Below are 23907 nucleotides of genomic sequence, written 5' to 3'. Positions count from 1 at the left end.
CCAGTTGCTCAGTCTGAAGATGGACATGGCGAGCTTTACCGCCGACTGGCTGCATTGCGATCAGTTGTCCAACTACGTCGCTCGAATGGTCAGCCATGACCGGCGCGATCCCGTGCGCCATTCCAACCTGCTCTCCTCAGCCCTTAACGAGCTTCTGGAGATGTCGTTTCGCTCAGAGGCGAATGACGGTGAGTTCGTATGCAACTTTTATCGCTGTCAGGAGACCGAGCGCATCGAGCTGATCTTTCCTTGCCCGACAGAACAGCGACAATTCTACAGGAAGATTGTCCTGGGATTAAAAAACCGCCGAGCCGTTATAAATTATTGCAACTTGATCACCAACGATGCCGCCTCCGATGGCCAAGCGATCCTGCTCGGACTGGTTGTGAACTATGACGCGGAAATCCAGATCCGCGATTTGGGTATCGGCACACTTGCATTCATTGTCGACCTGCCGCTCGAAAGGCTACTGAATTGACTGCACAAAGTCCTTCGCCTGTCTTTACAGCGCAATTCAACATCAACGATCAGGAATTCTCCCTTGCCGGCGTGCTTCGACCTCATTCCACGGCTGAAATTGCCGACGATCTCTTGCTGCTGCGAAATGGTATCGAGACCGTCAGCGGTGTTTTATACGTCAATCTAAAGCGCGTTACGCATATGAACAGCACGGCATTTCGTGCCTTGACGCGGGTTTTGGTCGATGCTTCGCGTTTAAGGCCCGAAATCAAATTCGTGGTCGTCGCATCAAGCGTTGTCGCCTGGGCGGCACGGATGTTCCGGCATTTGAGCGATCTTTCACCGAACATTGCGCTCGAGATCTACGACTCGGCTTTTTATCCCGGCCAGACATTCGTTGAAAACAAAAGCTTCATTCCAATCCTCAGAACGCAGACCAAGATGACGTGGCGGCATGAGCGAGAGATATTGCCGCGCCATGGGCTTCGCAACGGCATGGTGATTGCCGACATCTGTTGCGGCATTGGCGATTTCGCGATGCTTGTCAGAAAGGAGTTCGGTCCAGCAAGGATCGTTGCGCTAGACCATTCCTCGCCAAGCCTCGACTATGCCCGTGATGTTGCCGAAAGGTTCGATGTCCGCGATATTGAATACACTTACGGCGATGCATCGCAGATGCTGTTCGAAAGCGACCAGTTCGATTTCGTGACCTGCCGGCACTCGTTGCAAATCTTCGATCGCCCCGAACTGCTGCTCAGGGAGCTCTATCGGATCTGCAAACCTGGCGGCCGGGTTTACATCACCAACGAGAAGAACTCCCACTGCCTGGGGGAGCCGCGGGCCGACAGCATCCAATGGACTTATAACGAGGTCGCCAAGCTCTTTAGCCATTTCGACATGGACGTCGAAATGGGGCCAAAGAGCTTGCGTCTATTGTTGGACGCGGGCTTCGAGGCGGTGAAAATGGAAAGTTTCATGGTCACCAACCTCGACGGCGATCCCCAGGAGTTCGCAGACGTCATCGCGGCATGGCGAGATGTTTACGCAGGCGAAATGTCCGTCCGCAGGGGCGATTCAGCGGAATTCATCGAACGTTTCAAACAAGGATTCGCCGACCATATCTTTGCGGCGCTTCATCCAAAGGGCTACGCCGGCTGGCCCATTTGGGCAGCGTCCGGGCGAAAACCGCTATGATGACCGCGCCGATCAGGAAGCCAAGACTCGGCCTGCGCTCATTTCGCGCGAAATTCATGATTGTTGTCGGTGGGGCGGTCCTTTTTGACCTGCTTGTCAGCGGCGGTCTCGCCCTTTGGAATGTCCAGCGACTTTCTCGGGATGCGACGGCCGAAGTGGGACACGGCCTTGAACGGGCAAGTCAAGATTATATCCGCGCCTATACCGATTCCACGGCCGCGCAGGTTGGCTTGCTTCTCCACCAGGTCCATTCCGACGTCAAGGCGTTGACAGGCGTGCTTCAGGGTCAGATCGATCAACCAGCGAGGAACGGGGAGATTGGAGCCGCCATGGCAAGGGCGGCTCCAGATGCGGTGACCGTGACGTTTGACGCCAAGGGTAAATGGGCGCAGAACCTTCCAGGGGCGCCGTCGGTCGTCAGCGTGTGGGGCTACCTCCTGGACAAGGATCGCCGTCCGCTGCCGCAGGTGCAGACGGATATCGAGACGAGTGCGGTCCTTGATCTTGTCGCGCCCGACCTCCTGAAAAATGGCGCATCGAAGCTGCAGATGTACTATATTGGGCCGAAGGAGCGCCCGATCTTCAGGACCGCACCTTATACAGATCAAGCGCAGACTTTCGATCGGCTTTATCCCGGTCACAACAGCGCAGACTTTTGGGATTTCTTCTTTCCCGGTCTTTATGAATCCTGGCAGAAGTGGGCAAGCGACCCTTCCTTGCGGCCGGTACCTGACAATATCACCCAGACCGCTCCCTATACCGACGCAATCACGGGAAAACTGATCGTCAGCTTCTTCCATCCGCTTTGGACTGCCGATCGGCGTAGCGTGGCGGGAGCTGCCGGAGCAGACATCACCCTTGACCAGCTCGCCGAAATTGTCGAGCGCGTGAAGGTGGCCGAAAGCGGATTTGGCTTTCTAACCATGTCGGACGGCAATGTCGTTGCGATCAACCCTGCCGGGGAAAAGATCATCGGTCTACGCTCGGCGAGCGACGCCACGAACAAGGGCGTTACCGGCCTTGACCGCTCTTTACGCAACAGTTCCCAAAAGGAAGTCGCCTCACTGCCGCTTGATGCCGATGGCGTCATAAGGCACATTTTGCTGAACGAGAGCGGCGAAGATGTTCCTTATCTTGTCGTTACAAAACAGCTAAACGCAACCAATCTTTGGATAAACGGACCGGTTCAGCGCGAGGTAATGTCGCTCGGCATCGTTGTACCCGAGCGTGAAATCTATGCCTCCCTCACAGCCGCCAGGGATCAAATATCGCGGGCGACCAACCGCATTCTGATTTATCAGATCCTCGCGGTTCTCGTGTCGATGCTCGTCGTCACGGGAGCGGTCTTTTTGGCGTCAAAGCGAATTACAAGCGGGATCAGCGCACTGGCGGGTGCCGCCAAGCGCATACAGACAAAGGATTATTCTGTCAGGGTCGATATACCAACCAAGGACGAAGTCGGCGAGGCTGGTCTCGCGTTCAACCGCATGGCCGAGGAGATCAGCTTCCATACCGAAAATCTCGAGAACCTGGTTGCTGAGCGCACGCAGGAAATTGAGGTGGCCAAAGAAGAAATCTCGATTCTGAACGGCCAATTGAAGAGCGAAAACCTGCGCCTCGGTGCCGAACTGGATGTGGCTCGGCAGATTCAGCTCATGGTGCTGCCGCGCGCTAAAGAGCTTGCGGCGATCGAGCAGTTGGAGATTGCCGCCTATATGCGCCCCGCCGACGAGGTCGGCGGCGACTACTACGATATCCTGCAAAACGGAGCTCACCTGAAGATAGGCATTGGCGACGTGACGGGCCACGGCCTCGAAAGCGGTGTGTTGATGCTTATGGTGCAGTCCGTCGCCCGCGCGCTACAGGAAGCCGGCGAAACGAACCCCTCAAGGTTCCTCAGCCATCTGAACCGCACGATCTACAAGAACATCGAGCGGACCAAAATCGACAAGCATGTCACGCTGTCATTTCTGGACTATGATGGCGAGCGTTTGACGATTTCGGGCCAGCATGAGGATCTGATTGTCATTCGTCATACCGGGGCGGTCGAACGGATCGACACCAGCGACCTCGGCCTGCCAGTGGGACTTGAATCTGATATATCGTCTTTCATCGATACCCGCGAAATACCCTTTCACAAGGGCGATTTGATTGTCCTTCATACCGATGGCGTCACCGAGGCTGAAAATCCCGAAGGCGAACTATTCGGCATCGAGCGGCTTTGCGAAAACGTCCGCCGCCTGCACGGTCGCACAGCTGAGCAGGTGATGAACGGTATTCTCGAAAGCCTCATGACCTATATCGGAACGCAAAAGATACATGATGACATTACGCTCGTCGTAGTGCGACACAGGTGATGACATGACAACCGTCCTATATGGGCAGGAGCATCTCGCTTCGTTTGACGCGGCGCACGCCGTTCAGCTGCGGCTACTCGATGGCCCTCTTGACCTTGCCTGGAAACACTCCAGCATGACGTCGGATTTCATCGCCGAGATGATGGCGCTGCGATTTCGACCTTCGAAGCGGCGCTATAATCAGGTCCGACAGGATATCGGCTACCTTACGAACGAATTGATCGAAAACGCCATCAAGTTTCGTGCTCCAGGCGAGATCGCGATCGAAGCCATAGCGGAGGACGACAGCTTTAAGATGAGGATATCGAATTTTGTCGACAGGCAGACGGCAGCCAGGTTCCAGCGGTTGCTGTCGAGCATAACGCAAGGCGATCCGAGCGATCTTCTCATCCAGCAGATCGAGGCGAGCGCTAAAACGGCAGGTAGCGGTTCCGGATTGGGATTGCTGACTTTGATGAGCGACTACAAGGCAGACCTGGCTTGGCTCTTCGAAGAGGATCGCCCGCGCAACCGCGCGAGACTTGAAACATATGCAGCAATGCCAATTTCACCGTCATGAACCGCGAGAAAAGTGCTATGGAAATCAGAGAAGAAGCGTTCCGCGTCTGGTCCGAGGGCGGTACCGTTTATTTTGACGGAACCATGCGGCTGGCAGGCCCGGACGCTTACGCACCCATTCATGCCTTGGCCATGAAAGCGCTCGAAGAGGGGGCGGGCAAGGCCACTTTCGACGTGACCGGACTTCAATTCTTGAACTCCTCCGGCATAAACCTGCTTGCCAAGTTGACGATCGAGGCTCGCAATCACCCGGACATTCATTTGACCGTACGCGGTTCTTCTCAAGTCCCCTGGCAGATCAAATCATTGCCCAACCTCAAGAAGTTGCATCCAGGCGTGGATCTGCGGCTGACCTGACACATGTGCATCAGACCCGTCGACGCCCCGAGTGATCGGCGGAGGCTCGCCTTCCCATGAGGCTTGCTTAACTGCGTTCATTCGGTGGCCGTCAGCCAGATGCAAGCTAGGGCCTTGGCAATTGCCGGATCAACCATATGATCGTCGTGGCGACGGAGTGATGCGCTTCAGTCGCTCCTGACGGCCAATTCGGGTGAAGGCGCGCTGGCTATCTGACAGATTTCGCCGCAATATCGGCAGGAACTAACGTCCACCGAAGCCGGAGCCGATGGTGATACCCCAATAGATCACTTTCTGCAGTACGATGGCTAGGAAGATGCCGGTAGCATCGTGATCGCTGCGCCGGCCATGATATAGTTCCACGAGGTTCCCTTGCTGTATCTGAAACAAGGTGAGCCCGAGCGGCAGCGTGGCCTTTTCCATGCCGTTGGTGACGATTAGCGGCCACAGGAAACTATTCCACTCCCCATGAAGGCGAAAAGCGCGAGCAGGATCGGGAGTGGAAGCCTTCGCTTTCACCTTCGGCTGAAGCCTCGAAAACACTTCAATACCTTTGCCAATAATGTTATCTGATAGGCCTATCTATATGTAAACATTTATATTTTTAATATTTACAATTCTCTCCCATTGCTAGGTCGTAGACTCAGCCGCAGCCACATCCGGATCGAGCCGAGTTGGACCATAGCGAGGAAGTCGCCCGCGTGCTTCAGCTTGGAGAAGAAGCGCTCGATCAGATTGCGCTGGCGATAAAGCTGCTTTCTGAAGCAGGCTTCCAGCGGCGGTTACTCTTCGGCTGGATGTTCGGTGCGGCTCTCGGATCAGCTCACGAATGCGGTCGGCGTCGCAGGCCTTGTCGGCCGGCACGATGGTGTCCGGCCCAAGGTGATTGAGTAGCGTATGGGCATCTGCCCAAATGAGTTTGGCCCTTCGTCAGGCCGAGCCGGATCGGGAGCCCTTGTGCGTCGACAACGACGTGGATCTTGGTCGTGAGGCCCGCCGCGCGAGCGGCCGAGACAGTGATCCGCACCCTGTTTTTGCCGTCGCGGCCTGCTGGTGGGGGCGAATGGAGGCGCTGTGGATCATTTGCTGTCGGCTCAGCTTTATGAGGTGTTTCAGCTGGTTGATGGGGCATTGATCGCAAATTGCGCGGCGAAAGCCCGGATATAAGCGGGCCGGGCTTGCCCGCGAGCTACATAGGCAGCCAAGTTTTGATATTCGTCCAAAATGCCGGACATTCTAAGTCGCAGCAGCACTGATACCATCAATAAATCGCCCGCGCTGAACGCATCGTCGAGCCAGTCGGCGACGCCTAAGTGCGCCGAGAGTTTGTCCAGCCGAGCGCGAACACGGTCCTTGACCAACGGTAAGCGCTCCTCGCTCCAAGGCTTGTCACCTTCGAATATTTTTGCCGTCGTTAGTTCAAGAATCGGCGGCTCGACGGTGTTAAGTGCGGCAAACATCCACGTGATCGCGCGCGCACGGGCATCGTGATCCTTCGGCGGCAGGCCCGCATACTGCTCGGCAAGATGAAAGACGATCGAGCCGGTCTCAAACAGCGAGAGAACCTTCCTCATAGGTGGGGATCTGGCCGAAGGGATGGATGGCCAGATGGTCAGGCGCCTTCATCTGTGCGAAGGAAACCAGACCTCATAAGGCTGACCCACTTCTTCGAGGGCCCAGCGAACGCGCATATGGCGCGCCAGTCCCTTGCCGCCGTCGGGCGATCGTTCAAATGCTGTGATAGTGATTGTCATCGCATCCGTTTCCTTGCTTGGGCGAATTTCTTCGTCTTCCTATCGGGACGACGAATGGCCTCCCCGAAATCGACCTCGGCCTTGAACTATTTTCAGCTGGGCGCAGATCGCGAGGCCCGTTTCCGATCAACGGTCGTGATGGCACGGTGGCCAATCCACAAGGCCGCGTGTAAGGGCTGCCTTGTTCGATTGTCCGCTTTTGCGAGCTTGCGCCCTGAAAGCAGACCGCGGGCCTTCCACCCATTTCGGGTCAATCCTGATTATGGGTCACGTCCTAACGGGCTCAAGACATCGTCGGTGCGCTGCCGATGGTTGCACTTGGCTTCCTCGAAAGGCGCGGCTTCCACCTCACCCATACCTTGCTTGATGACGTAGCGGCAACGAAGCGTCTATTGGATTTGCAGGACGGGCCGGAAAAATGTCGGGGACGGAATCGAGATGGCGGCCGGACAAGTAGCCTTCGATATGCGGCAGGCGGCGGGAACCCTAGTTACGCTCCCTGCCGCTTCACGCTAGCGGGTCTATCCAGCGCGGCTCGATATGCCGAACGACAGCAGTCCCGTGACGTCTGAGAACGTGGAGCAGAACAGCCGACACCCGTTGGAGCCGATATCGTGGCGTGTTCACAGTGAGAGCGGTACTGACCCGTGAGACTTAACGCATTATGCGGCTTCAACGCCCGGTCCGGCCTGGAGAAGAAAGCGGCGACTTTAGCCAAATTCATAGACCAGTGCCACGATGCCGATGAGGCAAAGCAAGGCGAGTATGATTCGCTCTGTCCTCGGTGTCATAGCAGCCACCACATGGGCAGTGATCCCATTAGAAAGATCAGCGCCACCAGAGCGAGGTAAATTACCCAGCCGATACCCGGATGAAGCCCGGCCATCGCACTACGCAAATATTGAAAAATATCTGGTCTTGGGCGAGCCTTGTCTCCCCTGTCCTTTCCTTTTTGATCAGTGCGTGGGCCAACCATTGAATCAACCCTGGCCCCGTGTTGCCTGTGACCAGCGCTCTAGCAGCCACGAATATAGGCATGGGCAATTGGGTAAACGCGCAAGTAGCCTGTTTGTTTGACGCTGTGGCCTTGATTGCGTCATCCAGGCCATCGCGGGCATCGGGCACGGGTTTTGCAACGAGTGCTGGTACGGCGGATTAACGGAGGCAAAGTGTTATGAAACGAAACGGTTTGGCGTTTCGGCCGGTCGGTTTGGCGATGCATCGCATCGGAAAGTATCGGGTCGTTAACTCTGTGGGCCTTGCAGCCGATACCCTACTGCAGCACTGGCCGACCGATGACGGAGAGGATTTTTCCGAGGCAGTCATGGCATGCCTTGACGGATTATACGACCGAATACCTCCCGAAGACGTGCGGGCTGCATTTATCAAGGCTGCGCATGAAGCGAACATTATCGTCATCGAATTGGTGAGACCCGCGCACCCGCGCAACTGATGCCACGCGTCTTGCTGGTGGCGCGCATGAAAGGACGAGTTGGCAGTAGAACGCCGTGCGAAGCCTTTATGTTGCCAGCACCGGTGAAACTGCAGCTGACGGATGTTCAGCCCGCTTTTGAAATTCCAATATCTAACGATGCGACCTGAACATTGTTGCGTCCGCTTTTCTTTGCGGTGTAGAGGGCACGGTCTGCTCTTGCGATTATGTCTGACGGTTGATCGGAAACACTATTCGAGACAGCGACGCCTACGCTGGCGGTTAGTCTCAGAAATGGCTGCCCTGTTCCTGTCTCGATGTTAAGCTCCTGCACAGAACGTCTCAGCCATTCCGCGCGCTCAATCGCTTGCTCGAGCGAACACTCCTCCAGGACGACGACGAACTCTTCGCCGCCGTATCGCGCTGCAAGATGGTTTGCTTGCCATGGCACGGATGTCAGCACATTCGCGACAGCCACAAGAGACCTGTCACCTGCAAGGTGACCGAAAGTGTCGTTGACGGATTTGAAGTGATCGATATCGATCATCATGATCGCAACGCCGGGCGAGCTTATTGCCGGACGGGTTAAGACCGCCGCCAGATAGCTTTCAAAGGTCCGTCGATTCGCCAATCCCGTTAAAGGATCCTTTTCCGCCAATCCTTGCAGGATCGAATTGGTGCGGTGCAGATCGTCGGATACTTGGCCGTAGGCAACGATCGCCGCATCAATCATTGCGAGTTCCGAAATGAGTGGAAGGCGTTCCAGCGTCAGGACCGGTTCGTTCCTGCCAATGCGTTCCAAATTCTTAATCGCAGCGCCGATGGGTGCAGCAAGATGATGCTTGGCAGCAATGAGTATTGTGACGGCGAAAAGGCCAGGAACAACCAGGATGAGGAGCCACCCAACCTGCATGTAGCTCGCACTGTTTTGGATTTCGCTGGCGATATTGTCCGCCACGACGGCAGCATCGCCGCTCAACTGAGTCCCCATCGCATCGAGATCGTGTATGGCCCTCTCATAGGCCTGCGTCGCCAGTCGGTCGAGTTCATCAACGACCCGTGCGTCGATAGAATTGGCGGAGGGCGACGGTTGCGTCGAGCTTTCTTTGTCGCGGGCCTGCTGGCGAAGCTTGGCGATCGTCTTGGCTTCGTCGGCGACTTTCTGAGATCTCTCAACCAGGAAACCGTGGTGATCGAACGAAAAGCCTTGCGCGAGAGCCTGGATTTGCAACTGGATCTGGCGTTCCAGTCTGCGGTCTTTCGCCAAAAAGATCGATCGAACAAGAGAAGAGAGGCGCTCGATTTTTACCGCATTGCGCGTTTGCGTCAGGATCAGAGGGATTTGTACATCGCGCGTAAAGTTCGCTTGTGTCTCGATCCTTTTCAGGAAGACGAACGAAAAAGCCGCTGCAATCAGCGTATATGCCACGACGCCGAGCAGAAGAAATCTTGCAACAGCGCTGAGTGAGAGCTGACGCCGTTTCGGGGCGCTATTTTCTTCCATTCCATCGGCTCAATAAATGCTGAACGGGAAATAAGCGTCGTTGATGCGGTCGTAGACACCGTTGAGCTTAATCTGCTTCAGTGCGGCATTCACCTTCTGAATCAGGGCCGAGTTTCCCTTCTTCGCGGTGATGTGCGCCGAACTTTGAAGAAACTCGCTTGAGATTGGATCTCCCACATATCCAAAGCGCGCACCTTCCGTGGTCTGCAGGAAGCTCAAAAGTTCAATGGCATCGCCGATCAACAGATCGGCCTGGTTGTCCAGAAGAAGACGTTGGGCACCTGGTTGATCCTTTGCCAGCACGGCCTTGCTTGCTCCATAGGCCTTTTGCAAATACTCCGCCTGGATCGTGTCCTGTGCTGCCGCAATCCGTACGCCGGAGAGGGCTGCCGGCGCACTATCCTGGAACTTTTCAGCGTCGCCGACCAGAACCGAATGAGAACGGTAGTATGGAGCGGAGAACTCCATTTTTTGAGCGCGCTCTTCGGTAAACGCCATGCTTGCGACGATCATGTCGTATTTATTATCCGACAAACCTTGAACGATCTCGGTCCAGGGGATGGCGACAAACGTGCAATCAACCGCCATTTGCTGGCAAAGCGCTTTGGCAATATCGACGTCGAAACCACCAAGCTGACCGGATGCATCTTGAAAATTGAATGGTGGGTATGCGCCTTCCGTCGCGACGCGGAGCTTTTCATTCGCCGTCGCGAGATCAATCGAGCCTGCGAGAAAAAGGACTGCTGCAAGTGCGAACCGGCCGATCATCTGTTCCCCCATCTTCCGTCCTTTGAGCATGATAGAAGGAAATAGATAACAAACGATGATGGCACCCCATCGATTTCAACGAATTTGCGGCCAAATCCGAGGTCCCATTGGCACCCAACGGGCCACTCGGCACCATCTCATTTTAAAAACGTCAACGTCCAGCATCGCAGGACCAAGACGCTGGCGGAAACAGCGGCATCGTTTGCCGCCGGCCAAACCGGCGGCCATTGTCGCGAACGCCAATGCGATCGCCTGAGAGCTGCCAGGGCCATTTCCGGAACAATCGGGCAGATGTAGCGTCATTGCCCCATTTGACGTGCGGCGGATGCACCCCAGAACACCAACTGTCGCACGGCTGCGACAGTTCGGCCGAGCCATGCGACAATCTTCATATTCCAGGAGCATTGCAGAAACACGTTATTTCCGACAGATTGCTCTTGCGTTCCGTGGGAGGAGCCGATGCACGAACACTCCGCACATGCGGGTCATGTCTATACATGCGCGCAGCAGAAATCAGCGGCGGCAAGTTCACCAATTGTGGCTTCCTGGCGGCGTTGCATGACCATGCATCAGCTGGCGCCGGAAGATGTGCGCACACCTTTGCGGCTCACCGATCACGAGTTTCGGCAGGCACGCGAGCAATCGGAACAACTGGTCAAGGATGCTACAGACGAGCTCGACCGGCTTTTTACGACAGTCGGTAAGGCCGGCTGCTGCTTGCTGCTCACGGACCGTAACGGCATTGCGCTCGAACGGCGGGGCAAGGCCGGCGACGACAAGGAGTTTCACGATCTCGGCCTCTGGACAGGATCGATTTGGACGGAGGCAAGCATTGGCACGAACGGCATCGGCACTGCGCTGGCCGACGAACGCGCCGTTGCGATCTTCCGTGACCAGCATTTCTTTTGTTCCAATATCCGGCTCAGCTGTACGACCGCGCCGATCCGCGATCATCTTGGCCAGCTCGCAGCTGCACTCGACATTTCCACCTGCCGCGACGATGTCAACGAGATGACGCTGTCGATCCTGTCGCAGACCGTGCGCGACGCAGCCCTTCGCATCGAGCTCAATATCTTCCGGAGCGCCTTTAGCGGCGCGCGTTTCCTGATGGTCCCCTCAGGCGCGAATTCGGCGGCCGCCTTGCTTGCCGTGGACAAGCACGACCTCGTGCTCGGAGCTACCCGCGCGGCGCGGCTGGCGCTGAAGCTGGACGACCGGCAGATTGCGGCGGGCGTTCCCGCAGCCGATGCGCTCCATGAAAACTGCGCCGCAAACGGCGAGGCTCTTCTGGAAGCAGAGCGTGCGGCGCTTTTGCGCGCCCTCACCCGAACCAGCGGCAACGTCTCGCGGGCTGCGATGGATCTTGGCATGAGCCGGGCCACCCTTCATCGCAAGATGAAGAAGCTCAATCTCCACTGAACGTCTCTTGTTCTTTCCGAAGTGCGATTATCATGTCGCACCGCTGCGACACTGTGCACTGCAACAATACCCCGCCAGTCTGGTTCGTTCGACCAAAGATGCGCAGAATTCCTCCACTGGTTCACTCCTGAACCTGGCTCATCTAGGGAGGATGACATGCTGCATCAGAAGATCGTCGAAGCGCCGTTCAAGTCAAAGTACGGCAACTTCATCGGGGGCGAGTGGCGCGAGCCGATCGAAGGCAAATACTTCGACAACATCACGCCGGTGACAGGCGGCAAGCTTTGCGAAATTGCACGTTCCGACGAAAAGGACGTCAACGCGGCGCTCGATGCGGCCCATGCGGCGAAGGATAAATGGGCCAAGACTTCGCCTGCCGAACGCTCGAATATCTTGATGAAGATCGCCCAGCGCATGGAGGACAAGCTGGAATTGCTCGCCCAGGCCGAGACGTGGGACAACGGCAAACCGATCCGCGAGACGATGGCGGCCGACATTCCGCTTGCCATCGACCACTTCCGTTATTTTGCTGCCTGCATACGTGCACAGGAAGGCTCGATCGGCGAAATCGACCACGACACCGTCGCCTATCACTTCCACGAGCCGCTTGGCGTCGTCGGCCAGATCATTCCTTGGAACTTCCCCATCCTGATGGCGGCCTGGAAGCTTGCTCCGGCCCTTGCGGCGGGCAATTGCGTGGTTCTCAAGCCGGCCGAACAGACACCAGCGTCCATTCTTGTATGGGCCGAACTCGTCGGCGATCTGCTGCCGCCAGGCGTCCTCAATATTGTCAACGGTTTTGGCCTGGAAGCCGGCAAGCCGCTTGCGGCCAGCCCGCGCATCGCCAAGATCGCCTTCACGGGCGAGACCTCGACCGGGCGACTGATCATGCAATATGCCAGCCAGAACCTCATCCCCGTTACCCTCGAACTCGGCGGCAAGTCGCCAAATATCTTCTTCGCCGACGTCATGGCCGAAGACGACGATTTCCTTGACAAGGCGCTGGAAGGTTTTGCGATGTTTGCTCTAAACCAGGGCGAAGTCTGCACCTGCCCCAGCCGCGCCCTGGTTGAGGAATCGATCTATGACCGCTTCATGGAAAGGGCCGTCAAGCGCGTCGAAGCCATCAAGCAGGGCAACCCGCTCGACAGCGCGACGATGATCGGCGCGCAGGCATCGAACGAACAGTTAGAGAAGATCCTCGCCTATCTCGACATCGGCAAGCAGGAAGGCGCCGAAGTCCTGGCGGGGGGCACGCGCAATGATCTCGGCGGCGAACTTGCCAATGGCTATTATGTCAAACCGACGATCCTCAGGGGCCATAACAGAATGCGCATCTTCCAGGAAGAGATCTTCGGCCCGGTGGTATCGGTCACGACCTTCAAGAATGAGAAGGAAGCGCTGGAGATCGCCAACGACACTCTTTACGGCCTGGGAGCAGGCGTTTGGACGCGTGACGGAAGCCGCGCCTACCGCTTCGGCCGCGAGATCCAGGCGGGGCGCGTCTGGACGAATTGCTACCACGCCTATCCGGCACATGCGGCCTTCGGCGGCTACAAGCAGTCTGGTATCGGCCGCGAAACACATAAGATGATGCTTGACCATTACCAGCAGACCAAGAACATGCTCGTGAGCTACAGCCCGAAGGCGCTCGGCTTCTTCTGAGGAACGGGTTGGTCATAAATTGCTGCCTTCTCCCTATTCGGGAGGAGGCTTTTCGGCATGAAGGAACCAGGATGGAAACGACCGTTACCGGTGAACCACGCGTGCTTGCAACGGATGCGGCGCTTGTTCTGATTAGCGAAATCCGCCGCGACCATCCCGATATCCTGTTTCACCAGTCCGGCGGCTGCTGCGATGGGTCGTCGCCGATGTGTTACCCGTCACCTGAATTCCGCGTCGGGGAGACAGATGTGAAACTTGGCGAGATCGGGGGCGTGCCTGTCTATATCAGTGCCAGCCAGTTCGAAGCCTGGAAGCATACGCAACTGATCATCGATGTCGTCCCCGGCCGCGGCGGCATGTTTTCGCTCGACAATGGGCGCGAGAAACGTTTTCTCACCCGCTCGCGCCTTTTGGGCGGCGCGACCTGCGCCATCCCGGATCAGCGCACAAGCGCTTCCGATGTCCCTAGCGTTTGAGGGCTCCATTGGCTGCGCATTTGGCAAAGCTCATTTCTTCGGCGCTTCGAACAGTTCGATCGGATTTCCCGCGGGGTCCTCGAGAAGGATTTGCTTGCCGCCCATTCCTTGCAAGATGTCGTTGCGGAACCGTGCGCCGGCTTGGCGCAGTGCTGCGACCTGCGCCTCTATATCCGTAACTTCGATCTGAATGCGATTCCAGCCGCCGGGCTCCGGCTTGCGCCCATCCGGCATCGCCTGTGGCGCTCCGCCTGGTCCGGTCATTGCGCTTACGAGAAGGCGAAACCCATCTTTGGTGAGAATGGCGAAGCCTGGCGCGGGACGAAACGCGACCGAGAAGCCGAGATGCTGTTGGTAAAAATCGACTGCTGCGTCGACGTCGTCAACGATGTAACGCACGCTGATGCCTGACATGGAATTTTCCTCCGTTGTAGCTCTCGTTACTTTACCCCCGATAATTGGTAGATGCTTGCCCTTGCCCAAAGGTCCTCAAATGGGATGGAGAAGCGCACCGCTTGCTGCCAGCACCAAGACGACGATCCAGGGTGGCATTTTCCAGACGACAAGCAAGAGAAACCCTGCGAGTGCGAGTGCAAAATCCACGGGCGAGAGTACAGCGTTCGTCCAGACCGGGCTGTAGAGCGCCGCACCAAGGATCCCGACGACGGCGGCGTTCGCGCCGCGCATGGCGGCCTGTGCCGCGGCTCGCAGCCGAAGCGCGTCCCAGAACGGCAGCATGCCGTAAACCAAAAGCAGGCCCGGCAAAAAGACGGCGACAAGGGCGATGACCGCCCCGGCGAGCCCGTTGGGTGCAGGCCCCATAACCGCGCCGAGATAAGCGGCGAAGGTAAAAAGCGGTCCGGGCACTGCCTGCGCCAAGCCATAGCCGGCGAGAAAAGCCTCGTTCGTCACCCAACCAGGCGTCACCACTTCCGCCTGAAGCAACGGCAGCACGACATGTCCCCCACCGAACACCAGAGAGCCCGAGCGATAGAAGGCGTCGAACAGCGCGACAGCCTCATGGCCAGTGAAGCCTGCAATAAGGGGCGGGACCAAGAACAAGACCGCGAAGACGATGAGCGCGATCGCGCCGCCCCGGCGCGAGACTGGGAAGCTGAGACGTCCGGCCTGTACAGGGACGACCGCGCGACAAAACCAGAGCCCGGCAACAGAACCAAGTGCGATCGCGCCGGTCTGGCCGAACGTTCCCCCGATGAACACAGTGATCGCAACGGCGGCCAACGCAATGCCGGCACGCTCGCGGTCAGGTGTAAGAACCTTCGCCATACCCCAGATCGCCTGCGAGACAACGGCAACGGCTACCAGCTTCAGGCCGTGCAGGAAGCCTTCTGCTACGGGTCCGGTGAAAGCCGCGGCACCGAGCGCAAAGACCAGGAGCATGGCGGCCGATGGCATGGTGAAAGCGAACCAGGCAGCGAGCCCGCCAAGCAAGCCGTTGCCGCGCAGGATACCGAGCGAAAAGCCGACCTGGCTTGACGCCGGCCCCGGTAGAAATTGGCAAAGCGCCACGAGATCGGCATAGCCGGCCTCGTCGATCCATCTGCGCCGCACCACCAACTCGTCCCGGAAATAGCCGAGATGCGCGATCGGTCCGCCGAAGGAGGTCAGCCCGAGCTTCAGGAATACGCGAAAGACTTCACCGGGATTGCCACGCGGGCGCTCGACTGCAGACTCAGGCAGTGTTGTCTGGGAGAATTTCACGAAATAGCTCCTTGGCTTTTTCCTTGGTTTTTTCGAGAGCGACAAGGCCGTAGGGTGTAGCGTTGCAGATCCGCCGGTGCGAGCGGCCGACGCGTTCGATACGTGAGGTCAGATAACCTTTCTTCTCCAGGGAGTGCAGCATGGGGTAGAGCGTCCCGGCGCTGACTTTGTAGCCATGCCGGGCCAGTTCTTCGATCATCCACAGGCCGTGCAGATTGCCCTCTGCGGCGTGATGGAGGACGTGGGCCGGACAAAACCGGAAAGAAGATCCTGATATTCCATTCCTCGCCATCAAAAATAGATTACTCGATATTCGATATCGGGAATCGCGCGTTATAGGAAGAGTCGGGCCCGCCAGCACGGAGCCGGTCGACCTTCATAGGAAAATTCCGATGATCAGCGAGGCGACCTGCGCGAAGACATCGAGAATGTACACGAACCCAAACTGCAGGTGATATTCGAAACCAGCCGGAGTGCTCGGCGGCGTGAAAAAAGCCTTCAGCGACGACGATCGTCGCAGCTTGCAACTGAGCTGCCGACTTTCTCGCCTCCCTGCGCGAAGATCCATGGTCTGCAGCTCTCCGCCTGTTCAAAAAAATGAATCCGGAACCTCGCGGCTGGCCTGTATAGGCGTACCTTGCCGGAGTGCAGGAGAATGGCTGCCCGCGGATGTCTCGAACAGGCGAGGCATTTGGCGGATCGCTACATTTTTATGTCGTGGATCGACTGTAGTCGCGTCATTGCGTGTACTAGATTCGGCGCAACAAAGTTCGAGGGTGCATGTGATGGCAGAATTTCCACAAAAAGCGAAAGTTGTAATTATTGGGTTGGGCGGCATTGTGGGCGCATCAATTGCGCATCACCTGATCGAACGTGGCTGGGATGATATCGTCGGCATCGACAAGTCGGGCATCCCGACCGACATCGGCTCGACGGCGCACGCCTCCGACTTCTGCTACACGACCAGCCATGACTATCTCTCGGTCTGGACGACGCAGTACTCCATCGATTTCTACGAGAAAATGGGCCACTACGCCCGCATCGGCGGCCTGGAAGTTGCACGGACCGGCGACGACACCTGGATGCAAGAGATCAAGCGCAAGCTAACCTCGGCTAAGGCCTTCGGTACCCGGGCACATTATGTCAGCCCGGCCGAGATCAAGGAAAAGTTCCCGCTGATCGAGGAGAGCATGGTTCAGGGAGGCCTGTTCGATCCCGATGCCGGCCTCGTCATTCCACGCTCGCAGACCGTCGCCGGCAAGTTGGTCGATGCTGGCGAAAAGGCCGGCAAGCTCAAGGTTTTCGGCAATACGCCCGCCAAATCGCTGATCGTCGAGAATGGCCGCATCAAGGGCGTCGTTACTCATCGCGGCACGATCATGGCCGATCATGTCGTCGTATGTGCCGGGATCTGGGGTCGCCTGATCGCCGAAATGGTCGGCGAAGACCTTCCGGTCATGCCGGTCGACCATCCGCTGACTTTCTTCGGACCCTACAACGAGTTCGAAGGCACGGGCAAGGAAATCGGCTTTCCGCTTTTGCGCGACCAGGGCAACTCCGCCTACATGCGCGATACCGGCGACCCGAAGACCACCGAAGGCGGCCAGATCGAATGGGGCTATTACGAAACGACCAATCCTCGCCTTTGCCATCCGCGCGACATTTTGGAAAAGCATGAAGCTCGCCTCTCGCCCTCGCAACGCGACCTCGAAATGGAGCAGATCCTCGAGCCACTGGAGCGCGCCATGGAGCTCACCCCGATCCTCGGTGAACTGGGATACAATGAAGGCCATTCCTTCAATGGCCTCCTGCAGGTCTCTGCAGCTGGCGGCCCGTCCTGCGGCGAAAGCCAGAAGGTTCGCGGCCTCTGGTACTGCGTCGCTATCTGGGTCAAGGACGGCCCCGGCTACGGCAAGCTGATCGCCGACTGGATGACGGACGGCCGCACAGAGATCGACCATGCCAGTATCGACTATGCACGCTTCTATCCGCACCAGCTCGAGGAAAAATTCATCGAGGGCCGTACATTCGAGGCGGCCCAGAAGATCTACTTTCCCGCCATACATCCGCGCGAGCCCTATGCCACCGGACGCAACGTCAAGCGCTCGCCTTTCTACGAGCGCGAGGTGGAGCTCGGCGGATATTTCATGGAACTTGGAGGCTGGGAACGCGCGCACGGCTACAAGGCGAATGAGCATCTGCTTGAAAAGTATGGCGACCGCGTTCCGGTTCGCGAAAACGAGTGGGACAACCGGCACTTCTGGCGCGTATCGAATGCTGAACATCTCGCCATGAGCGAGGATTGCGGAATCGTCAACCTCAGCCACTTCTACATGTTCGATGTTGAGGGCCCGGACCATGTCGAACTGATGGAATGGATCTGCGCGGCCAAGATCGGCGGTGATGCAAACGTCGGAAAGGGCATCTACACGCACTTCCTCGATGACGAAGGCATGGTCCGTGCCGACCTGACCGTGATCCGCATGGCCGATCGCTGCCGCGTCATCGACGGCGCCGATGCCGGCCCGCGCGATTTCCATTACGTGAAGCGCATCGCCGAGGATAAGGAGTTCAACGTTACCGTCACCGAGGTGGCCGAGAAGTACACCACCATCGGTATCTGGGGTCCGAATGCGCGCGCAACGCTGAAAAAGGTCGTCGCCGATCCGGCCGGCCTTGATCCCGAAAACTTCGCCTTCGCGGCAATAAAACCGATCGAGATCGCCGGCAAGTCCGTCACGGCCTTCCGCATTTCCTATGTCGGTGAACAGGGCTGGGAACTGCACATGAAATACGAAGACGGTCTTTCTGTCTGGGATGCGCTGCGCTCGACCGGCGTCATGGCCTTCGGCGTGGAAACTTATGCCAATTCCCGCCGCATGGAAAAGAGCCTGCGCCTGCAGAACGCCGACCTACTTACGCAGTACAACCTCATCGAATCCGACCTCGCCCGTCCGAAGGTCAAGGAAGCCGACTTCCGCGGCAAGTCCAAGCATCTGGAATACAAGGCTCGCGAGCACCAGCCGGCCATGCTCTGCACGCTCGTGATGACTGACAATGTCGACACGAGCGGTGTTGCCCGCTACCCGGTCGGCTCACTGCCGGTCATGGATCCGGCCACGGGCGAAACGCTGGTCGACGAACTCGGCCGCCGCTCCTATACGACGTCGATTGCCTATGGCCCGACCATCGGCAAGAATATCGCGCTGGCATTTCTGCCCTGGTCCTATTGCCAGGTGGGTCGCGAGCTCGAGGTCGATTACTTCGGCGAGACCTATCCCGTCGAAGTCGTCGCCGTCGGCTACAAGCCGCTCTACGATCCGGAAAATTCGAAGCCCCGGAGCTGATATCAAGAACAACGGGTTCAGCGAACCCGTTGCCTCGTCCCTGACGGGCGCAGGCGCTACGCCCGCACGGCGCGTTCGCTGCGCAATATGACGAAACAACGTGGCTGATATCTCGCCCGCAAACTGGCGGAAATCGTCGGCCCCAGCACCACAGATGCCGTGATTGTCGGCCTCAAGTAAACGATCCACGCCCGCCGCCAGAAAGAAACGCCGAGGAAAGCGGCGCGTCGCGGCGTGTGCAATGACTTACGCCATTATAATTCATTCGATTGACTGATATCAAGAAACGCCATATAGTAACTCTCATGAACGAAACGGGCACCAAAAACACCGAGGCATCCCGAAGCGAAGTTACCCGCGAGAGGCTGCTTGCGGCGGCACTTGATGTATTTGGCCGGTACGGCTTTGACGGCGCTAGTACGCGCAAGCTTGCCGATACGGCAGGCGTCAACCTACAAGCCATCCCTTATTACTTCGGCAGCAAGGAAGGGCTTTATATCGCAACGGCCGAATACCTTGCGGGAATTGTCGCCGGACATGTCGCCGGCATCCGCCATCGCGTCGGCCGCCATCTTGAAGAAATCGATGAAACGAACACGCCGTTGAATGTGTCGCAGGCACGGCTCTTTCTGACGGAGATCGTCGAAACAATGGTCGTCCTTTTCGTCAGCAAGGAATCGGAGGCCTGGGCCCGCTTCATCATCCGCGAGCAGTTGGAGCCGACGGCGGCTTTCGAAAGGGTCTATGCCGGCATCATGGGACCGATGATCAACATGGCACGGCGGCTGATCGGGGCGATTTTGAAAGACGACCCTGCCTCCGAGAACGTGCGTTTGCGCACCCTCTCCTTCGTCGGCAGCCTTCTGGTCTTCCGCATGGCGAACGCCGCAGTGCTCGCGCAGATGGAATGGGATTTTATCGGCAAAGAGCAGATCGCAACACTGCAGGCCCACGCGCGCAACCTTGTCGCGCTGCTCGAACCGGCGAAAGGAGAAACAGAATGAACAAGATCATTCCGGCTGCGATCCTTCTCGCCGGCGCAGCCGCGGCCGGCTGGTGGTACGACGTGCCGTCGAGGCTCGGCTGGGCCCCGCAAGGCGCAAAGGAGTTTACACTCTACGGAAATGTCGATATCCGCCAAGTTTCGCTCGCTTTCCGGGTAAGTGGCCGGCTCGAAGAGGCACGCGTCGATGAGGGCGATACCGTCAAGCGCGGTGCTATTCTGGCGCGGCTGGACACCGAACCTTACGACTATGCGGTCCGTTCGGCGGAAGCAAGCGTCGCCGCGCTGCGTGCCACACTCGACAAGCTCAGGGCCGGTCCGCGGCCCGCAGAGATTGCGCAGGCAAGCGCATCTTACAACGAAAGCCTTGCTGACCTGAATAACGCCAATCTCGCTTACGACCGCGCCCGGCAGCTGCGGCCGCAGGGTACGGTTTCTCAAGCGGGCCTCGATCAGGCGACGGCTGCAAGAGCAATGGCTGCGGCACGTGCGGAATCGGCAAATCAGGCGCTCGTGTTGTTGAAGGAAGGCAGCCGCGCCGAAGACATCGCAGCTGCGGCAGCGCAGTTGAAATCGGCCGAAGCCACTCTTGCAACGGCGCGGACATCCCTTGGCGATACGGAGCTTCGGGCACCCAACGACGGCGTCATCCTGTCGCGGATCAAGGAGCCCGGTGCGATCGTATCGTCCGCCGATGCCGTCTATGTGCTATCGCTGACCGAGCCTGTATGGGTCCGCAGCTATGTCGCAGAGGCGGAACTCGGTCGGATACATCCGGGCATGAAGGTCAAGGTCACGTCCGACACCAAACCGGATCAGGCCTATGACGGCAGGATCGGCTTCATTTCTCCGGTTGCAGAATTCACGCCGAAATCCGTCGAGACACCGGAACTTCGCACTGACCTCGTCTATCGTCTGCGCGTCGTCATCGAAAAACCCGGGCCGGATCTTCGCCAGGGCATGCCGGTGACGCTTCGCCTTCCGTCATTGCAGGCAGCGAAAAAATGAGTGCTGCAGAAAGACCTCGTGATACCGCCGAGCTCGTTCACCTGAAGGACGTGACGAAGCGGTTCGGCGAGGCGAAACCTGCACTTGATACAATTTCGGCCTCGATCCGCGGCAGCGAGATCACCGGGCTCGTCGGACCCGACGGAGCAGGCAAGACCACACTGATCCGCCTGATGACCGGTCTCATGCTTCCGGAAGGAGGTACGGTCAAGGTGCTGGGCTTCGAACCGCGCGACGGATCGGCTGCCATCCAAGCTTCAATCGGCTACATGCCCCAGCGCTTCGGACTTTATGAGGATTTGTCGGTCCAGGAAAATCTCGATCTCTACGCCGACCTTCGCGGGCTGCCAAAAAGCGAACGAGCAGCGACCTTCGATGAACTTCTGACCTTCACGGACCTGAAACGCTTCACAGGCCGTCTTGCCGGAAGGCTCTCGGGCGGCATGAAGCAGAAGCTCGGCCTTGCTTGCGCGCTTTTGAAAAAACCTCGGCTTTTGCTCCTTGACGAGCCCGGCGTGGGTGTCGATCCGATTTCCCGGCGCGACCTGTGGAAGATGGTCGAGAATCTGACAGCGGAAGGCATCGGCGTCGTCTGGTCGACGGCCTACCTCGACGAGGCCGAGGCCTGCGATCGCGTCCTGCTGATGAATGAGGGCAAGCTGCTTTTCTCCGGTGAACCGAAGGATCTGACGGGCCAGGTCAAAGACCGTGTCTTTCGGTTGACCGGAGTTTCGGGTCGGCGCCGTCAGCTGCTTGCGAAGCTTCTCGACGAGGACGGCGTTATCGACGGTGTCATCCAGGGTGAAGCGATCCGACTGGTTACCGCGACCGGCCACGATGGCGTGTTTGCCGCAGCCACGAACGCAAATGTTAGCCCCACAGAACCGCGCTTCGAAGACGCTTTCGTCGACATGCTGGGCGGAGGGCCAGGCGGTCGGTCGAGGCTTGCGGAGGCGCAGCAGCCTCTGACCGGCAAGGACGACAAGCCGGTGATCGTAGCGAACGGTCTCACCAAACGCTTCGGCGACTTCACAGCAGCCGACGACATTACGTTCGATATTCCGCGAGGCCAGATATTCGGGCTGCTCGGGCCGAACGGTGCGGGCAAATCAACGACTTTCAAGATGCTGTGCGGACTTTTGAAACCGACGAGCGGCGAAGGGCGGGTGGCCGGCTTCGACCTGCGCCGCGATGCGGCACAGGCGCGCAATCGCCTCGGCTACATGGCGCAGAAATTCTCGCTTTATGGCGATCTCAGCGTCGCGCAGAACCTCGATTTCTTTGCCGGCGTCTATGGACTGAGCGGCCAGCGCAAGCGCGAGCGCACGCAATTGATGACATCGATCTTCGATCTTCAATCGCGTCTTGCGATGTCCGCAAAGGACCTGCCGCTCGGGCTGAAGCAGAGGTTGGCGCTTGCCTGCGCCGTCATGCATGAACCTGAGGCGCTCTTTCTCGACGAACCCACCTCGGGCGTCGATCCGATTACGCGCCGCGAATTCTGGACACATATCAACGGGCTCGTAGAAAAAGGCGTCACCGTCCTCGTCACCACGCATTTCATGGACGAGGCGGAATATTGCGATCGCATTTCGCTGATCTATCGGGGCCGTTCGATCGCACTCGGTACGCCGGACGAGCTGAAGGCGCGTTCTTCAAATGCCGACAACCCCGATCCGACGATGGAGGATGCGTTCATCGCGCTTGTTCAAGCCTCGCAGGAGAGGATTGCGGCATGACGCTCCCGCCCCTCGCACCGGTGTCCCGCTCCAGCCGGACCCGCCGTTTTGCAGCATTGGTTCGCAAGGAATGCCTTCAGGTCATTCGTGATCCGAGCAGCATTCTGATTGCATTTGTGCTGCCGCTCATCCTGCTCTTTCTATTTGGTTACGGCGTTTCGCTGGACACGACGCGGACGCGGGTGGGATTGGTCATCGAAGAAACAACACCGCTGACGAATGATCTTGCCGCAAGCTTCCAGGCATCCCGCTATTTTTCCGTGACCACCGGCCGCGACAGACGGCTCTTCGCAGAAGAGCTGGTACTTTCCCGCATCCGCGGCATCATTGTCATCCCGGCGGAGTTCACCCGGAATTATGCAGCAGGCAATCGGCCGCAGGTCCAAGTGATCGTCGACGGTTCCGATCCCAACACCGCCAATTTCGTGCAGAACTACGTCCAGGGCGCCGTGGCAAACTGGCGGCTCCAGCAGCAGTCCGAACTTGCCGCAGACGGCCCGCCGATTTCCGTGGAGCAACGCTTTTGGTTCAATCCGGAACTGACCAGCCGGTCATTTCTGGTGCCAGGCTCGATCGCAATCGTCATGACGCTGGTTGGAACGCTTTTGACATCGCTGGTCGTTGCCCGCGAATGGGAGCGGGGCACGATGGAAGCGATGATGGCAACGCCGGTGACGGCCGCCGAGTTGCTTGCCGGCAAGATACTCCCCTATTTCCTGCTCGGCCTCACATCGATGACGCTTTGCGTGCTGCTTGCCGTCTTTTTGTTTGGCGTTCCGTTTCGCGGTTCCGTCCTGGCGCTCTATGCCCTGTCCGCCGTTTTCCTCATGCCGGCGCTCGGGCAGGGCCTGCTGATCTCGGCTGCCACCAAGAACCAGTTCCTTGCCTCGCAGCTGGCACTGATTACGGCCTTCCTTCCCGCTTTCCTGCTGTCCGGTTTTCTCTTCGAGATCAATTCGATGCCGACCGTGATCCAATGGATCACATTCATCGTGCCGGCGCGTTATCTGATCCCCAGCCTGCAGACCGTGTTCCTGGCCGGCGATATCTGGCCGATGTTCCTCCATGCGATCCTCGTGATGTTTCTGATCGGCTCTGTCTTTTTCCTGCTTGCCGCACGCAGCACCAAAAAGAGGATTGCGTAA

Annotated in this window: 19 protein-coding genes and 4 pseudogenes; 15 read left to right on the top strand and 8 right to left on the bottom strand. The window is 58.1% G+C overall.

The features are described 5' to 3' along the window. The first annotated feature begins 19 nt into the window (after positions 1–19). The 5 genes from RGR602_RS28750 to RGR602_RS28730 are packed head-to-tail and all read left to right on the top strand — an operon-like array spanning position 20 to position 4925. Positions 20–478: a hypothetical protein gene (locus tag RGR602_RS28750; protein ID WP_052451929.1), complete on the top strand. Its 459-nt coding sequence runs from the start codon at positions 20–22 to the stop codon at positions 476–478. Beyond that, entirely contained in the window at positions 475–1653 is a 1179-nt protein-coding gene (locus RGR602_RS28745; protein ID WP_040115427.1) for a class I SAM-dependent methyltransferase, read from the top strand. The genes RGR602_RS28750 and RGR602_RS28745 overlap by 4 nt, the downstream gene beginning before the upstream one ends. Next, complete coding sequence (locus tag RGR602_RS28740) at positions 1650–4010, top strand: SpoIIE family protein phosphatase (protein WP_133939651.1); 2361 nt, start codon at positions 1650–1652, stop codon at positions 4008–4010. The genes RGR602_RS28745 and RGR602_RS28740 overlap by 4 nt, the downstream gene beginning before the upstream one ends. A gap of 4 nt (positions 4011–4014) precedes the next feature. Then, positions 4015–4569: a slr1658 superfamily regulator gene (locus RGR602_RS28735; RefSeq protein ID WP_040115426.1), complete on the top strand. Its 555-nt coding sequence runs from the start codon at positions 4015–4017 to the stop codon at positions 4567–4569. 17 nt (positions 4570–4586) lie between these two features. After that, positions 4587–4925, top strand: coding sequence for a slr1659 superfamily regulator (locus tag RGR602_RS28730; RefSeq protein ID WP_022717797.1), 339 nt, complete (start codon positions 4587–4589; stop codon positions 4923–4925). Between the two features lie 243 nt (positions 4926–5168). Here RGR602_RS28730 and RGR602_RS28725 read toward each other — a convergent pair. The 3 pseudogenes from RGR602_RS28725 to RGR602_RS28720 all read right to left on the bottom strand — a co-directional run. Further along, positions 5169–5431 (bottom strand): annotated as a pseudogene (locus RGR602_RS28725) (carbohydrate ABC transporter permease); the annotation flags it as partial. 105 nt (positions 5432–5536) lie between these two features. Further along, a pseudogene (locus tag RGR602_RS37755) lies at positions 5537–6011 on the bottom strand (transposase); the annotation flags it as partial. A gap of 26 nt (positions 6012–6037) precedes the next feature. Beyond that, a pseudogene (locus RGR602_RS28720) lies at positions 6038–6679 on the bottom strand (glutathione S-transferase family protein). A 1174-nt stretch (positions 6680–7853) separates the two neighbouring features. Between RGR602_RS28720 and RGR602_RS28710 the strand changes: the two are divergent. Continuing rightward, positions 7854–8132, top strand: coding sequence for a DUF982 domain-containing protein (locus RGR602_RS28710; RefSeq protein WP_040115423.1), 279 nt, complete (start codon positions 7854–7856; stop codon positions 8130–8132). Positions 8133–8238: 106 nt separating this feature from the next. On the opposite strand, the gene RGR602_RS37750 is transcribed toward RGR602_RS28710, so the two are convergent. Beyond that, positions 8239–8844, bottom strand: a complete 606-nt coding sequence (locus RGR602_RS37750) for a GGDEF domain-containing protein (protein ID WP_166677431.1) — start codon at positions 8842–8844, stop codon at positions 8239–8241. Between RGR602_RS37750 and RGR602_RS37745 the strand changes: the two genes are divergently transcribed. Then, positions 8812–9579 carry a hypothetical protein gene (locus RGR602_RS37745; RefSeq protein WP_166677430.1) on the top strand — a complete coding sequence of 256 codons (768 nt, stop codon included), beginning with the start codon at positions 8812–8814 and terminating at the stop codon, positions 9577–9579. The two genes, RGR602_RS37750 and RGR602_RS37745, sit on opposite strands and share 33 nt — an antisense overlap. Before the next feature lie 45 nt (positions 9580–9624). Here RGR602_RS37745 and RGR602_RS28700 read toward each other — a convergent pair whose 3' ends face one another. Next, on the bottom strand, positions 9625–10395 hold the full coding sequence (locus tag RGR602_RS28700) for a transporter substrate-binding domain-containing protein (RefSeq protein WP_040115422.1): 771 nt from the start codon (positions 10393–10395) through the stop codon (positions 9625–9627). 447 nt (positions 10396–10842) lie between these two features. On the opposite strand from RGR602_RS28700, the gene RGR602_RS28695 reads away from it, so the two are divergent. From RGR602_RS28695 to RGR602_RS28685, 3 genes are all read left to right on the top strand, one after another. Continuing rightward, positions 10843–11802 carry a helix-turn-helix domain-containing protein gene (locus RGR602_RS28695; protein WP_040115421.1) on the top strand — a complete coding sequence of 320 codons (960 nt, stop codon included), beginning with the start codon at positions 10843–10845 and terminating at the stop codon, positions 11800–11802. Between the two features lie 156 nt (positions 11803–11958). Further along, positions 11959–13467 (top strand): aldehyde dehydrogenase, encoded by a 1509-nt coding sequence (gene adh, locus RGR602_RS28690; RefSeq protein WP_040115420.1) that lies wholly within the window; start codon positions 11959–11961, stop codon positions 13465–13467. A 71-nt stretch (positions 13468–13538) separates the two neighbouring features. Next, positions 13539–13943 carry a DUF779 domain-containing protein gene (locus tag RGR602_RS28685; protein ID WP_040115419.1) on the top strand — a complete coding sequence of 135 codons (405 nt, stop codon included), beginning with the start codon at positions 13539–13541 and terminating at the stop codon, positions 13941–13943. 30 nt (positions 13944–13973) lie between these two features. Here the strand turns inward: RGR602_RS28685 and RGR602_RS28680 are convergent, their stop codons facing one another. The 3 genes and pseudogenes from RGR602_RS28680 to RGR602_RS28670 form a co-directional block, all read right to left on the bottom strand. Continuing rightward, positions 13974–14357: a VOC family protein gene (locus RGR602_RS28680; RefSeq protein WP_040115418.1), complete on the bottom strand. Its 384-nt coding sequence runs from the start codon at positions 14355–14357 to the stop codon at positions 13974–13976. A gap of 75 nt (positions 14358–14432) precedes the next feature. Next, on the bottom strand, positions 14433–15665 hold the full coding sequence (chrA, locus tag RGR602_RS28675) for a chromate efflux transporter (RefSeq protein ID WP_223844136.1): 1233 nt from the start codon (positions 15663–15665) through the stop codon (positions 14433–14435). Next, a pseudogene (locus RGR602_RS28670) lies at positions 15637–15947 on the bottom strand (PadR family transcriptional regulator). Before RGR602_RS28670 ends, chrA begins: the two are co-directional and overlap by 29 nt. Before the next feature lie 503 nt (positions 15948–16450). On the opposite strand from RGR602_RS28670, the gene RGR602_RS28660 reads away from it, so the two are divergent. From RGR602_RS28660 to RGR602_RS28640, 5 genes are all read left to right on the top strand, one after another. Further along, positions 16451–19012: a GcvT family protein gene (locus RGR602_RS28660; protein WP_040115416.1), complete on the top strand. Its 2562-nt coding sequence runs from the start codon at positions 16451–16453 to the stop codon at positions 19010–19012. 305 nt (positions 19013–19317) lie between these two features. Then, on the top strand, positions 19318–20016 hold the full coding sequence (locus RGR602_RS28655; protein WP_040115415.1) for a CerR family C-terminal domain-containing protein: 699 nt from the start codon (positions 19318–19320) through the stop codon (positions 20014–20016). Then, the gene (gene hlyD, locus RGR602_RS28650; RefSeq protein WP_040115414.1) at positions 20013–21023 is read left to right on the top strand and encodes a secretion protein HlyD; all 1011 of its coding nucleotides are present in this window, start codon (positions 20013–20015) and stop codon (positions 21021–21023) included. Before RGR602_RS28655 ends, hlyD begins: the two co-directional genes overlap by 4 nt. Beyond that, positions 21020–22762: an ATP-binding cassette domain-containing protein gene (locus tag RGR602_RS28645; protein WP_040115413.1), complete on the top strand. Its 1743-nt coding sequence runs from the start codon at positions 21020–21022 to the stop codon at positions 22760–22762. The genes hlyD and RGR602_RS28645 overlap by 4 nt, the downstream gene beginning before the upstream one ends. Continuing rightward, the gene (locus RGR602_RS28640; RefSeq protein ID WP_407692062.1) at positions 22759–23907 is read left to right on the top strand and encodes an ABC transporter permease; all 1149 of its coding nucleotides are present in this window, start codon (positions 22759–22761) and stop codon (positions 23905–23907) included. The genes RGR602_RS28645 and RGR602_RS28640 overlap by 4 nt, the downstream gene beginning before the upstream one ends.

The sequence above is a fragment of the Rhizobium gallicum bv. gallicum R602sp genome (assembly GCF_000816845.1).
In the GTDB taxonomy this organism is placed as follows: Bacteria; Pseudomonadota; Alphaproteobacteria; order Rhizobiales; family Rhizobiaceae; genus Rhizobium; species Rhizobium gallicum.
Note: the sequence above shows the minus strand (reverse complement) of the source record. Positions and strands in the feature narration are given on the sequence as shown.

Bases quoted from the DNA above. Each gene is read 5' to 3' on its own strand.
- RGR602_RS28750 (WP_052451929.1), top strand. From the start codon at position 20: ATGGACATGGCGAGCTTTACCGCCGACTGGCTGCATTGCGATCAGTTG.
- RGR602_RS28695 (WP_040115421.1), top strand. From the start codon at position 10,843: ATGCACGAACACTCCGCACATGCGGGTCATGTCTATACATGCGCGCAG.
- RGR602_RS28740 (WP_133939651.1), top strand. From the start codon at position 1,650: ATGATGACCGCGCCGATCAGGAAGCCAAGACTCGGCCTGCGCTCATTT.
- RGR602_RS28660 (WP_040115416.1), top strand. From the start codon at position 16,451: ATGGCAGAATTTCCACAAAAAGCGAAAGTTGTAATTATTGGGTTGGGC.
- RGR602_RS28685 (WP_040115419.1), top strand. From the start codon at position 13,539: ATGGAAACGACCGTTACCGGTGAACCACGCGTGCTTGCAACGGATGCG.
- RGR602_RS28645 (WP_040115413.1), top strand. From the start codon at position 21,020: ATGAGTGCTGCAGAAAGACCTCGTGATACCGCCGAGCTCGTTCACCTG.
- RGR602_RS28735 (WP_040115426.1), top strand. From the start codon at position 4,015: ATGACAACCGTCCTATATGGGCAGGAGCATCTCGCTTCGTTTGACGCG.
- RGR602_RS28640 (WP_407692062.1), top strand. From the start codon at position 22,759: ATGACGCTCCCGCCCCTCGCACCGGTGTCCCGCTCCAGCCGGACCCGC.
- RGR602_RS37750 (WP_166677431.1), bottom strand. From the start codon at position 8,844: ATGATTGATGCGGCGATCGTTGCCTACGGCCAAGTATCCGACGATCTG.
- RGR602_RS28710 (WP_040115423.1), top strand. From the start codon at position 7,854: ATGAAACGAAACGGTTTGGCGTTTCGGCCGGTCGGTTTGGCGATGCAT.
- RGR602_RS28680 (WP_040115418.1), bottom strand. From the start codon at position 14,357: ATGTCAGGCATCAGCGTGCGTTACATCGTTGACGACGTCGACGCAGCA.
- RGR602_RS28730 (WP_022717797.1), top strand. From the start codon at position 4,587: ATGGAAATCAGAGAAGAAGCGTTCCGCGTCTGGTCCGAGGGCGGTACC.
- adh (WP_040115420.1), top strand. From the start codon at position 11,959: ATGCTGCATCAGAAGATCGTCGAAGCGCCGTTCAAGTCAAAGTACGGC.
- RGR602_RS28655 (WP_040115415.1), top strand. From the start codon at position 19,318: ATGAACGAAACGGGCACCAAAAACACCGAGGCATCCCGAAGCGAAGTT.
- RGR602_RS28700 (WP_040115422.1), bottom strand. From the start codon at position 10,395: ATGGGGGAACAGATGATCGGCCGGTTCGCACTTGCAGCAGTCCTTTTT.
- hlyD (WP_040115414.1), top strand. From the start codon at position 20,013: ATGAACAAGATCATTCCGGCTGCGATCCTTCTCGCCGGCGCAGCCGCG.